Here is a 12,432-nt window from a genome sequence, read left to right as displayed (position 1 = left end):
TATTAACGCAATTGTATGTTAAAAATAGATTGGGAAAAATAATATATAAAATTTTAATACTTATTTATTCAGCAAAGGGGCTGTATATTTGAAGGTGTATTTTCACTGCAAGTATGCAGCTTTTTTTATTTGTAAAAATAAGTATTAAAGAAAATAAGGGGGAATTATAATGGATGTTCAGATGGCTATTGATACCACGTGGGTATTGTTTACTGGCGCTCTCGTATTCTTTATGAATATTGGGTTTGGATGCGTAGAGGCAGGATTTGCAAGATCTAAAAACACAGTAAACATTCTTTCCAAAAACTTTATTGTTTTTGCAGTCTCTTCATTAGGGTTTTTACTTTTAGGCTGGGGCTTGATGTTTGGCGGAGACAATCCGTTAATAGGAACAAAAGGTTTGTTCATATTAACCGGAAATATAGACGAAAGTGTATATACGCTTGGCGCTAACGTACCTTTTTGGGCAAAGTTCTTCTTCCAGCTTGTATTCTGTGGAACTGCAGCTACAATAGTTTCAGGAGCAGTTGCAGAAAGAGTGAAATATATATCGTTTATAGTATTTTCTTTCCTGCTGACCTTAGTGGTATATCCTATAGTAGGCCATTGGATCTGGGGCGGAGGCTTCCTTGGAGGCTTGGGATTCTTAGATTTTGCCGGTTCGACAGTTGTTCACTCCGTAGGAGGATGGGCTGCTTTGGCAGGTGTTATAGTCTTAGGGCCGCGCTTTGGGAAATATACTAAAGACGGAAAAACAAGACCTATTCAGGGGCACAGTTTGTCTCTTGCAACCATCGGATTATTTGTTCTTTGGTTAGGTTGGTTCGGGTTTAACCCTGGGTCTACAATGTCTATGGCAGATCCATCTGCAGTTGCTCATATTTTCATGACAACAAATACGGCGGCAATCGCTGGTGTCTTGACCTCAACGGCTGCATCGTGGATTTTCTTAGGGAAACCGGATTTAGGCATGACGATAAACGGCTGCCTTGCAGGTTTAGTTGCGATAACGGCAGGATGCGCATATGTAGATGTTTTAAGCTCACTTATAATCGGAGCAATCGCTGGCGTTATAGTAGTATTTGCAGTATTGATGTTTGACAAACTAAGGTTAGATGATCCGGTTGGCGCAACATCTGTTCACTTAGTAAACGGTATATTCGGGACACTTGCTGTAGGTCTTTTTGCAAAAGCGGGTGTAACCAGTTTATCGGCAACCGATGGATTACTCTTTGGTGGCGGAGCATCACTTTTAGGAATACAGACAGTAGGCGTTTTGGCAGTTGCTGCTTTTGTATTCCCAGTATCTCTCCTTATATGGTATGTTATCAAAAAGACTATTGGAATCAGAGTTAAACTTGAGGAAGAAATCGTCGGCCTTGATATTGGCGAGCATGGCAACGTTGCATATCCTGAGTTCATATCCCGTAAGCCAGTATACGCGGCACTTATCAGTGATGATTCCGTAAAAAAAGAAAGTTCAGGAGGTAATATGTAATGAAACATATTAAAGCAATTATTAAGCCCGAAAAGCTTGAAGAAGTCAAGACAGCACTTAAAGATATTGATTGCAATGGACTTATGGTCACCGAAATTGAAGGCCACGGACAACAGGGCGGTATTGTTCAGCAGTGGAGAGGTGAAAAATTTACACTTGATTTACTGCCTAAAATTTCAGTAGACATAGTAGTAAATGATAAAGATGAAGATAAAGCAATTAAGGCTATTCTCGATAGTGCTAAAACAGGAAGCGATAAAGGCGAAGGAAAGATCTTTGTGTACGATGTGGCACGTGTAATCCGTATACGTACAGGAGAAGAAGGCGAAGGAGCCGTTTAATTTATAGCTAGTTATGATAAAAGAGGAGAACGGCTTGAAAAATCGTTCTCCTCTGCTTGTTATATACTATATAAATTGAGAAATTGGGGACCATATATTTAATACATTAAAGAGGTTTTGTTTACCTCAGCATAGCTTGAAAATGAGCATTGCTGTAGATTGACAGATTGTTACATAAATATTATGATGAATAATAAAGTTACAGCAGTAAGCTAATATTATCCGTTAAATATCTTAAAATTATAAAGACTCTTATAAGACATTAGCTGTTAAGGAATAATAAAATTTAAATGACCCTTAAACCGTGATTTTAAATATTCTTGTAAAACCTCTTAAATGGACGAGTTTCAAACTAAGGATTTTTAGTATTTAAAGATTTATAGTATTAAAGAGTCAGCTAATAATTTGAAAATCGTCTAATAAAATTTGCTTTTTAATGTATGGCCTGAAACGAAGAGGAGAAGGAAAAATGACTAATCAAACGTTGATCTTAATCGTTGAAGATGACACCGTTATTAGTAACTTTCTTGCTGATGTCTTAAAGGTAAACAACTATAGTACAATGAAATCTTCTACCGGGAAAGATGCAGTCTTAATAACTACATCGTATTGCCCTGATTTGATATTGCTTGATCTTGGGCTGCCGGATATGGACGGGTTTGATGTTATAAAAAGCATTAGAAAATTTTCAGACGTCCCGATTATAGTTTTATCGGCAAGAGACCATGAGCGTGAAAAGGTAGGGGCACTAGACTTAGGTGCTGATGATTATGTAACTAAGCCCTTTGGAACTGCCGAATTATTAGCAAGGATACGCGTAGAATTAAGGCATAGCGCAAAGATAAAAGAAAATTCTACCGTGGAACCGGAGAAGACAGTTATCAAAGGCCTTGAAATAGATTATAGAAAAAGAGTAGTTAAGATAGAAACCAAAGATGTGCATTTAACGCCTGTTGAATATAAGATACTTTTACTGCTGTCCAGAAATGTAGGAAAAGTTCTTACTCATGACTTCATTATAAAGGAAATATGGGGACCGTATATTAGTGATAACCAGATATTAAGGGTAAATATGGCAAACATACGAAGAAAGATAGAGAAGGACCCGGCACAGCCTAGATATATATTAACAGATGTTGGCGTTGGGTACCGCATGAACGATGAAGCATGAACTAAAACTTTGCTGCTTGGCAATTAAAAATATATTAAAAGGCATTTAGGTTTAAATTTGAGTAACAACACCGGAGGTTCTATTTAAATGCGGCTTAAAAATTTTATGCTGGAACAACTTAAAATACCTGGAATTGCCTATAAGATGGTTAAACAAAATAAAGGTATTTCTACAGATAAATATGAATACGGTGAAGATCCAAAGCAGCATTTTTTATATTTTAAAGCAAAACGGCCTTTTAAAAAACAGTTGATAGTTTATCTTCACGGAGGAGGCTGGAAAAACGGTTCTCCGGAGGAATTTAAATTCATAGGGGATACATTTGCACGAAGGGGATTTCACGTTGTATCACTTGGATACAGGCATGCTCCTAAAAACAAATACCCGGCACAGGCGCAGGATGTAGCCACCGCGTTTAACAAAGCGCTTGAAGTTATGAAGCTAAAAGGCGTTGACACTCAAAATATAGTTTTGGTAGGCTCGTCTGCTGGCGGCCATCTGGCAGGGATACTTGCATACGATAAAGGATTGCAGCAGGAATATGGAATTGATGCAAATAGTATAAAAGGCCTTATTTTACTTGGTTCGCCGATAGCGCTTGATGTCTGCAAAAACAGATCGATAACCGCACTTTTGAATAAGTTATTTAAAGAGGATTACGACAGAAAGACCGCGGACCCGGTTAAGCTGATAGACGGAAGCGAAAAGATTCAGGTCTTATGTATACATTCTAAAAGGGATCCTATTTGTGAATTTGAAAATTCGGTGCTTTTTACGGATAAAGTTAACAGATTTAACCCAGGTTTGGCGGGCTGTATTATTGTAAAGTGTAAGGGCATGTACCATTCAAATTTAGTTGCCGGAATATTTCTTAAAGAAATTTCGTCTTGTAAAATATTAAGGGATTTATTTGGTTGGTTGGATAGGTTGAATTAAAAAATATATAAAATAAAAATTTACGGAATATATCGCTTGTTATTTTTATTTCAGGTGATATTTTTTATTTAAATTTTTATTGATGAGTGAGAATTTATATGATATTATCATATAGTGTTTTTGGCAAATTTTATATTTTTATGTCGTTTTAGGAGATACCGTACTTGAAAAAAAGGCTTGATGCAATGTTGATAATTTTAGCGGGAATTTTATGGGGCGCTACGGGGGTATTTGTGCGTTATTTCGCTTCCATAGGTTTTGGATCACTGCAGATAGTTGCTTTAAGGGTAACTTTTACTGCGGTATTGATGCTTATAGTAGTACTAATATACGACAGAAAACTTTTAAAGATAAGATTAAAAGACAGCTGGTGTTTTTTAGGGACAGGTATCTGCGGCATAATGCTGTTTAACTTCTTTTATTTTAAGACTATTTCACTTACATCCCTGTCTGTTTCAGCAGTTTTACTTTATACTTCTCCGGTAATGGTTATGATCATGTCCATATTTATCTTTAAAGAAAAAATAACAAAAAATAAACTAATAGCATGTGTCATGGCGCTTATCGGATGCATATTGGTAACTGAGGTCATAACGAAAAAACAGGAAGTATCGCTGCTTTCTATAATAACCGGCCTGCTTGCCGCACTTGGTTATTCCCTTTATAGCATTTTCAGCAGGATTGCATATAAAAGAGGGTACCACCCTTTAACCATAGTCCTATATACATTTATAATCACAAGTGTAGGTACACTGGCGATAACAGATATGAGTATCGTAGATAAGTTTTTAAATTTAAACCTAAATTCGATTATAATGTTTGTCTTAATGGGCATTATTATATCTGTATTGCCGTATACCTTCTTTACAATGGGACTTAAGCGCATAGAAGCCAGCAGCGCATCTATAATGGCATCGATAGAACCGGTAGTCGCCACGATTATCGGGGTAATATTTTTAAAAGAGAGCATGTGCTTTATGTCTGCCTTAGGTGTTTTGCTTGTAATTGCATCCATTGTAATACTAAATTTAAAGAACGGCAAAGAGGTTTATGAGATTGATAATCAACCTGTTATTGACAATTAATTTTATACGGTGATATAATTTGATTAAAGATTGGAGACACAAAATGTCAAATATCAAGGTCAATAATTTATTTTGGGGATTTAAAAGCTTTAGCTTTAGCAGCTACGGCTATTTTTACTTTACCAAAATGCCCTTGAAAGCATAGTGTGCCATCGATAACAGAAACAATGATTGCCGCTAAGCTTTTAAGGCTTAGGCGGCTTTTTTAATTTAGGAGAAGACAAAATGATTATTGTAATGAAGCCAAATACAGAGGAAAAGCACTTAAATGATATCGTGCAGGAATTAAGAGACTTAGGTATGCAGGTCCAGATAAATGCCGGAGTAGAGTGTTACGTTCTTGGCGTTATAGGTGATACGGCAAGCCTAGATCGCGATGCACTTTCCATGCGCGAAGGCGTAGACAGGATAATGTCTGTAAGCGAGCCATTTAAAAAGAGTAACCGTAAATTCCATCCGGAAGATACTGTTGTTAAAGTCGGCGACCTATCAATAGGCGGAGGTTCGCTTACTGTCATGGCCGGGCCGTGCTCGGTTGAAAGCAGGGAGCAGATAAACCTAATAGCAGATGCAGTTAAAACATCGGGGGCGCAGTTTATCCGTGGCGGGGCATATAAGCCAAGGACATCTCCTTACTCTTTTCAGGGGTTAAAGCGAGAGGGCTTAAAACTGCTTTGCGAAGTCCGCGAAAGAACGGGAATGCCAATAGTGTCTGAAATAATTTCGCCGAGGCATATAGATATGTTCGAGGAATATGTAGATATAATACAGATTGGCGCGCGCAACATGCAAAATTTTGACCTGTTAAAGGAAATAGGCAAAACAAGAAAACCGATATTACTGAAAAGGGGAATGTCTTCTACTATACAAGAATGGCTTATGTCGGCGGAATATGTAATGTCGAGGGGCAATTCAAATGTCATACTATGTGAACGCGGCATAAGGACGTTTGAGACGTATACGAGAAACACGCTTGATTTAAGCGCTATCGTTGCGGTTAAAAAGTTAAGCCACTTGCCGATAATAGTAGACCCTTCTCACGCCACAGGCAGGAGGGACATGATAGAGCCTATGGCATTGGCTGCTGTCGCTGCCGGAGCAGACGGAATTGAAGTAGAAGTCCATAACAACCCGGCAAAAGCTTTGTCTGACGGGCCGCAATCCTTAACTCCGGAGGAATTTGATAAAATGATGGTAAAAGTGAAAAAAATGGCTGAACTGGTTGGTAAAATACTATGAGCAAGGTAAGTGTCAAAGCGGTAAACGGGAACTATGACATACTTATAGGCAAAGACCTGATTTATGCGCTGGGTAAAATCGTATTAGAACTTGGCTTTAAAAAGGCGGCAATAGTTACAGATAATACCGTAGATTCTTTATATGGCAGCGCTGTTGAAAAATCCCTTTCAAACAGTAACGTTTCATACGCTAAAATAGTAATACCTGCCGGGGAACAAAGCAAATCAGAAAAAGAACTTTTTAATATATACAACGGCCTTGTCGACAACGGCATAAACAGGAACGATTTGATAATAGCCGTTGGCGGAGGCGTTGTAGGCGATATCGCAGGTTTTGCTGCTTCGACATATATGCGTGGCATAGCCTTCATGCAAATACCGACTACGCTGCTGGCCCAGGTAGACAGCTCTGTTGGAGGAAAAGTGGCGATAGATTTGCCGACAGGTAAAAACTTAGTCGGCTCATTTTATCAGCCTGTTTTAGTTGTAGCGGATATGGACACGCTGGATACTCTTGATACACGCCAACGTTCAGCCGGAATGTCAGAGGTATTAAAATATGCGTGTATAGCAGATGAAAAGCTTATCAGGATAATAGAATCAAAAGACATGGAGCGCATAGTCAAGAGATGCTGTGAGATAAAAGCAGATTATGTAAATGAAGACCCGTTCGATAAAGGCCGCCGTACGGAACTCAATTTTGGGCATACGATAGGGCACGCAATAGAGGTCCTGTCCGATTACAGCCTGCTGCACGGCGAGGCTGTGGCCATAGGCATGTATGCTATGGCACGTGCGGGAGAAAAGCTTAATATAACTCAAGAGGGAACATCGGCTGAGATTTTAAGGATGTTAAAATATTTAGGGCTAAAATTTGAACTTGAGTTTGATGCAAAAGATGTTGTCGCTTTAATGACAAGGGATAAAAAGGTGACATCCGATGGAATAAACGTAGTAATGCTTGAAAAAATAGGCAAGGCGGTAATCGTAAAACTAAGACCGGAAAAGATATTGGAGGCTCTTAAATGAGTACCATTCGCATAAGCGGGAGCTTAAAAGGTGATATATTAGCGATGCCTTCTAAGAGCGTAACACACAGGGCAATAATCTGTGCGGCTCTTTCGCAGGGAAAAAGCCGTATAAGCAACGTAGAGCTTTCAAATGACATTAAGGCTACCATTAACTGCATAGAAAAATTAGGCCTTGCTGCATTTGAATATATAGATTCTACACTGTATGTTAGCAGTGAAAAGCCGGATATTAAGGAAAACGTTTTGCTTAACTGCGGTGAATCGGGTTCTACACTTAGGTTTATGCTGCCGTTAGCCCCTCTTTTTTCAAGAAACGCGGAATTTATTGGGGAAGGGCGGCTTATGTCACGCCCGATAGAACCGCTTAAAACTGCACTTAAAAAAAATGGGTTGAATTTTTTAAATAATAAAGTCAACGGAGAATTGAAAAACGGAAATTTTGATATAGCCGGAGATATATCTTCCCAGTTTATATCGGGTCTGCTTTTTGCACTTCCGCTTTTAAAAGGGGACAGCATAATAAATTTAACAAGCAAGTTACAGTCTAAGCCGTATGTAGAGCTGACTATGTATGTACAGAAAAAGTTTGGAGTAACAAGCGGGTTTATTGACAACGATACCATCAAAGTTACGGGAGGACAAAAATACACTCCCTGTGATATGGAAATAGAGGGAGACTACTCCCACGCTGCATTTTTTGCAGTTGCAGGAGCCATTGGGGGCGGTGTTGCAATATCAGGGCTCTTAGCTGATTCAATGCAAGGCGACAAAGAGATATTTGATATTTTAAAGAGAATGGGCGCCAGTGTCGAATACGGAAACAGATATATCAAAGTAAATAAAAGCGTTTTAAATGGGATTACGATAGATGCAGGAAACATACCGGATTTAGTCCCGGTTTTGGCAGTAGCAGGAGCAGCGGCAAACGGGCAGACGCAGATACTAAATGCGGGGCGGCTCAGGATCAAGGAAAGCGACAGGCTGTCTGCAATAAGCACCGAACTTAAAAAATTAGGCGCAGATATTGTTGAGACTGAGGACGGGCTTACTATAAATGGGGGAAAGACTCTTGCCGGCAGCGAAGTTTTCGCGCATAATGATCATAGGATAGCGATGTCTTTAGCTGTTGCATGCGCTATAACAAAAGGAGAAATTTTACTTTCCGGGAGCGAGAGCGTAAAAAAATCTGCTGTTAACTTTTGGAAAGAATTTGAGAGCTTGGGAGGGAAAATATCTTGAGCAGTATGTGGGGCAACAAATTTAAAATAAGTATTTTTGGAGAGTCACACGGTGAAGGCGTAGGCGTTATAGTAGACGGGCTGCCTGCCGGGCTTAAATTGAGCGAGGAAAACATCTTGCGGGATATGCGCCGCCGTGCGCCAGGTAGTATTGCCGGTTCTACGAAACGCAGTGAAAGTGACGTTCCGCATATATTAAGCGGATATTATGACGGGTTTACAACAGGAAGCCCGCTTGCCGCATACATTAAAAATGCCGATCAGCATTCTAATGACTATGCGGATTTAGAGGGCAGACCCCGCCCTTCGCATGCTGATTATACGGCATGGGTTAAATACGGCGGCTTCGCGGACATGCGGGGCGGCGGGCATTTTTCCGGCAGGTTAACTGCACCTCTTGTGTTTGCAGGGTCTGTTGCCCGGGCTTATCTGGAAGAAAACGGCATTTATGTCGGTTCTCACATACTTAGGGTAGGAGAAGTTGAAGATAAGGGCTTTGATACGCTTAATTTAAACGAAGAAGTTTTAAAGTCACTTTACCGAAAGGATTTTCCTACAATAGACGAAGATGCAGCTAAAAAAATGAAGGAGCAGATAGATAATGCCAGAAACAGCAAGAATTCTGTCGGCGGTATAGTAGAAATAGGCTGTGTAAACCTGCCGGCCGGTATAGGCGAGCCGATATTTGACGGGCTTGAGCCTAAAATAGCGAGCATATTGTTTGCTGTCCCGGCAGTAAAGGGAATTGAGTTTGGCCTAGGGTTTAAGTTGTCTTCTATGCATGGGTCTGATGCTAATGACCAGATGTGTATAAGCGGTGAGGAAGTATCCTTTAAAAGTAATAACAACGGTGGAATATTAGGCGGAATATCTTCAGGGGCACCCCTAATAGTTCGTGCGGCCTTTAAACCGACGCCGTCTATTTCAGCTCCGCAGAGCACAGTGGATTTAGTTGACATGAAAGATATAAAGATAGAAATTAAAGGCAGGCACGATTCCTGTATCGCTGTCAGGGGTGCTGCAGCAGCCGAAGCGGCAGTTTTAATTGCAATAGCTGATGCGGTTATGGAAAGTGAAATTTTTTAAGAAAAGGGAAGATAAATGGCTGATATTTCAAAACTCAGAGAAAAAATAGATGCAATAGACTGCGAACTTATAAAACTTTTTAAAGAGCGAATGAATGTATCCAACGATATAGCGGAGTATAAAAGGGAGCATGGCTTGCCGGTTTACGATGGGAAACGCGAACAGGAAGTTATTAAGGACAGGGTATTGAGTGCTCCAAAAGAATACTCGGTTTATGTAGAACAGCTTATGCGCCTGATAGTGGATCTATCTAAACATCTGCAAAACGGAAGCGGAGATAATGAAAAAATAAAATTTGATGTAAGTGGTAAAGTTGCTTTTCAGGGGATCAGAGGGGCATATTCAGAAGAAGCGTTAATAGGTTTTTTTGAAGATAATGTTAAGACGAAGCCTGTAGCTGAGTTTGAAGATGTCTTCATAAGCGTGTTAAAAGGCGAAACGCAATACGGAATAATACCTGTTGAGAATTCGGCATCCGGAAGTGTAATACAAAGTTACGACCTTTTAAATAAATACGATGTATATGTAGTAGGAGAATATATACTTCCAATACGCCATGCACTTCTTGGCATACCGGGGGCAGACTTAAGTTTAATAAAAGAAGTATTTTCGCACGAACAGGGGCTAATGCAGTGCAGCGACTTTTTATCAGAACACAAAGAGTGGATAAAAACGCCAAAAAGCAATACTGCCATAAGTGCAAAATATGTGGCAGATTTAAAAGATAAGAGCAAAGCTGCGATAGCAAGCCGGTATGCAGGGAAAATATACGGGCTTAGTGTTTTAAAAGATAACATATCAAATACGTTAAATAACGTTACCAGATTTTTTATAATAGGGGCAAAGGCAAATGAAAAAGGTTTTAATAAGGCAAGTATACTTTTTTCGCTGAAACATGAAACTGGGTCCTTGGCTAAAGCGCTTACTTTGATTGCCGCCAAGGGCTATAATTTAACAAAAATAGAGAGCCGCCCCATTTTAGGGCAAAATTGGCATTACAGGTTTTATGTAGATTTAGAAGGCAATCTTGCAAAATTATCTACCTCGATCAAAGAGATGGAAGAGTACTGCACAGACATAAAAGTGCTTGGCGTTTACTCTAAAATGCGCTAATGCATAGCGTTATAATCAAATCTTAAGAGTAATATATTTTTATCAAAGGTTGAAAGATTATTTTAGAAAAATTCAAAAAGTTTTAAAAAGTATTTACATTCATAAACCGTGGGTATATACTAAAATCGTGACATTTGTCGGATGCTGTCACGTGTTTTAACTTGAAAAGTTATAATTCAAAGCATAACAAAAACTTAACATAATACTTAAGTAAAACAGTCCTGTTGTTGACAATAGCGGTAAAGCTGTTTTTTATTGCTGTTTTAAAGTTAGTTTTTATGCTGTTAATAAATCGGAAACCGATATTATTTGATAAATTAAAAATATTGTCTGGAGGATATATGGAAAAGAAAAAAATAACCATTCCTAATGCAACGCTGCACCGACAAAAAGGCGGTATAAATGTACCGCATTATAAGAATACAGTTTGCTGCGAGACCATTGAAATGCCTTCTCCGGATCGTGTTACAATGCCTGTCCGTCAGCATATAGGGGCTCCGTGTGAGCCTGTTGTTGCAAAAGGTGATTTGGTCAAAGTTGGGCAAAAGATTGCAGATTCCAGTGCATTTGTATCTACCCCTATTCATGCAAGCGTATCAGGTAAGGTCGTTGCTATTGAAGACGTAATGATGCCTGGTTCAGGTAATGTGCCTTCAATTATAATAGAATCAGATGGTAAGATGGAAGTTTTCGAAGGCGTGAAGCCGATACCCATACCAAAAACCATTAAAGAATTATGCCAGGCGATAAGGGAATCCGGGCTTGTAGGCCTTGGCGGAGCTGGTTTCCCTGCCCATGTCAAGCTGCTTCCACAGGAAGGTAAACGTATTGATACGCTTATAATAAACTTTGCGGAATGCGAACCATACGTATGTTCGGACTATAGGCTTTCTATTGAAGAGACTAAGGATATATTCGAAGGTATAGATATTTTGCAAAGCCTGCTTCATATTCCAAACGTTTATATCTGTGTAGAAGACAACAAACCTGAGGCCATCAAAGCGCTCCAGGCTGCAGCTAAAGATGAAAAATTCGTTTCAGCAAGAGACGTGCGTTTAGCAGTGCTTACTTCCAAGTACCCGAAAGGCGCTGAAAAAGTATTGATAAATATCGTTACAGGCCGCCAGGTCCCGACAGGGAAGCTGCCATCTGATGTCGGTGCTCTTGTTATGAACTTATCTAGCATAGCATTTATAGCGAAGTACTTTAAAACGGGAATGCCGCTTATATCAAAAAGGATTACAGTAGACGGTTCAGCACTTAAGAACCCAAGTATCCTTAAAGTCCCGATAGGTACTAAGATAAAGGATGTAATTGAATTTTGCGGCGGTTACAGCAAAACCGCTTATAAACTACTTATGGGCGGGCCTATGATGGGTGTCGCTCTTTATACAGATGATATTCCGCTCTTAAAGCAAAATAATGCTATTTTGGTTTTGGCGGAGGATAACAGCATAAAAGTAGCCGAACCGTCTTCCTGCATCAGATGTGGAAGGTGTGTCAAGGCATGTCCCATGTCCTTAGTTCCGGCTGCAGTTTCTGCTCATTATGAAAATAAAGATTTTGAGGCTTTGCGGTCATTTAACGTTAATACATGTATCGAGTGCGGTTCATGTTCCTATGTTTGTCCCGCTAAGCGCCCGTTGGTTCAAACGATGCGGCTCGCAAAAGCAATATTGAAGGGGGGCAAATAAG

The 12,432-nt window shown here is 39.6% G+C and carries 11 protein-coding genes; all 11 read left to right on the top strand.

All coding sequences use genetic code 11. The features are described 5' to 3' along the window. The first annotated feature begins 169 nt into the window (after positions 1-169). The 11 genes from R2876_00540 (at position 170) to rsxC (ending at position 12,431) form a co-directional block, all read left to right on the top strand. Positions 170-1,498: an ammonium transporter gene (locus R2876_00540; GenBank protein ID MEZ4357116.1), complete on the top strand. Its 1,329-nt coding sequence runs from the start codon at positions 170-172 to the stop codon at positions 1,496-1,498. After that, positions 1,498-1,839, top strand: coding sequence for a P-II family nitrogen regulator (locus R2876_00535; GenBank protein ID MEZ4357115.1), 342 nt, complete (start codon positions 1,498-1,500; stop codon positions 1,837-1,839). The genes R2876_00540 and R2876_00535 overlap by 1 nt, the downstream gene beginning before the upstream one ends. Positions 1,840-2,308: 469 nt before the next feature. Continuing rightward, positions 2,309-3,010 (top strand): response regulator transcription factor, encoded by a 702-nt coding sequence (locus tag R2876_00530; protein ID MEZ4357114.1) that lies wholly within the window; start codon positions 2,309-2,311, stop codon positions 3,008-3,010. 87 nt (positions 3,011-3,097) lie between these two features. Further along, the gene (locus R2876_00525) at positions 3,098-3,946 is read left to right on the top strand and encodes an alpha/beta hydrolase (protein MEZ4357113.1); all 849 of its coding nucleotides are present in this window, start codon (positions 3,098-3,100) and stop codon (positions 3,944-3,946) included. 164 nt (positions 3,947-4,110) lie between these two features. Continuing rightward, positions 4,111-5,031 carry a DMT family transporter gene (locus R2876_00520; GenBank protein MEZ4357112.1) on the top strand — a complete coding sequence of 307 codons (921 nt, stop codon included), beginning with the start codon at positions 4,111-4,113 and terminating at the stop codon, positions 5,029-5,031. A 225-nt stretch (positions 5,032-5,256) separates the two neighbouring features. Continuing rightward, positions 5,257-6,270, top strand: coding sequence for a 3-deoxy-7-phosphoheptulonate synthase (gene aroF / locus R2876_00515; protein ID MEZ4357111.1), 1,014 nt, complete (start codon positions 5,257-5,259; stop codon positions 6,268-6,270). After that, on the top strand, positions 6,267-7,298 hold the full coding sequence (gene aroB, locus R2876_00510; GenBank protein ID MEZ4357110.1) for a 3-dehydroquinate synthase: 1,032 nt from the start codon (positions 6,267-6,269) through the stop codon (positions 7,296-7,298). The genes aroF and aroB overlap by 4 nt, the downstream gene beginning before the upstream one ends. After that, entirely contained in the window at positions 7,295-8,539 is a 1,245-nt protein-coding gene (gene aroA, locus R2876_00505) for a 3-phosphoshikimate 1-carboxyvinyltransferase (protein MEZ4357109.1), read from the top strand. Before aroB ends, aroA begins: the two co-directional genes overlap by 4 nt. 5 nt (positions 8,540-8,544) lie before the next feature. Then, positions 8,545-9,624, top strand: a complete 1,080-nt coding sequence (aroC, locus tag R2876_00500) for a chorismate synthase (protein ID MEZ4357108.1) — start codon at positions 8,545-8,547, stop codon at positions 9,622-9,624. A 15-nt stretch (positions 9,625-9,639) separates the two neighbouring features. Then, positions 9,640-10,737 (top strand): bifunctional chorismate mutase/prephenate dehydratase, encoded by a 1,098-nt coding sequence (locus tag R2876_00495; protein ID MEZ4357107.1) that lies wholly within the window; start codon positions 9,640-9,642, stop codon positions 10,735-10,737. Positions 10,738-11,078: 341 nt separating this feature from the next. Next, a complete protein-coding gene (rsxC, locus tag R2876_00490; GenBank protein ID MEZ4357106.1) occupies positions 11,079-12,431 on the top strand; it encodes an electron transport complex subunit RsxC in 1,353 nt (450 codons plus the stop codon). Position 12,432 lies beyond the last annotated feature (1 nt).

It is taken from the genome of Eubacteriales bacterium (assembly GCA_041390245.1).
GTDB lineage: Bacteria > Bacillota > Clostridia > Christensenellales > JAWKQI01 > JAWKQI01.
Note: the sequence above shows the minus strand (reverse complement) of the source record. Positions and strands in the feature narration are given on the sequence as shown.

Excerpts from the sequence above, each read along its gene's own strand:
- R2876_00540 (MEZ4357116.1), top strand. The coding sequence starts at position 170 with ATGGATGTTCAGATGGCTATTGATACCACGTGGGTATTGTTTACTGGC.
- R2876_00535 (MEZ4357115.1), top strand. The coding sequence starts at position 1,498 with ATGAAACATATTAAAGCAATTATTAAGCCCGAAAAGCTTGAAGAAGTC.
- R2876_00530 (MEZ4357114.1), top strand. The coding sequence starts at position 2,309 with ATGACTAATCAAACGTTGATCTTAATCGTTGAAGATGACACCGTTATT.
- R2876_00525 (MEZ4357113.1), top strand. The coding sequence starts at position 3,098 with ATGCGGCTTAAAAATTTTATGCTGGAACAACTTAAAATACCTGGAATT.
- aroF (MEZ4357111.1), top strand. The coding sequence starts at position 5,257 with ATGATTATTGTAATGAAGCCAAATACAGAGGAAAAGCACTTAAATGAT.
- aroB (MEZ4357110.1), top strand. The coding sequence starts at position 6,267 with ATGAGCAAGGTAAGTGTCAAAGCGGTAAACGGGAACTATGACATACTT.
- aroA (MEZ4357109.1), top strand. The coding sequence starts at position 7,295 with ATGAGTACCATTCGCATAAGCGGGAGCTTAAAAGGTGATATATTAGCG.
- aroC (MEZ4357108.1), top strand. The coding sequence starts at position 8,545 with ATGTGGGGCAACAAATTTAAAATAAGTATTTTTGGAGAGTCACACGGT.
- R2876_00495 (MEZ4357107.1), top strand. The coding sequence starts at position 9,640 with ATGGCTGATATTTCAAAACTCAGAGAAAAAATAGATGCAATAGACTGC.
- rsxC (MEZ4357106.1), top strand. The coding sequence starts at position 11,079 with ATGGAAAAGAAAAAAATAACCATTCCTAATGCAACGCTGCACCGACAA.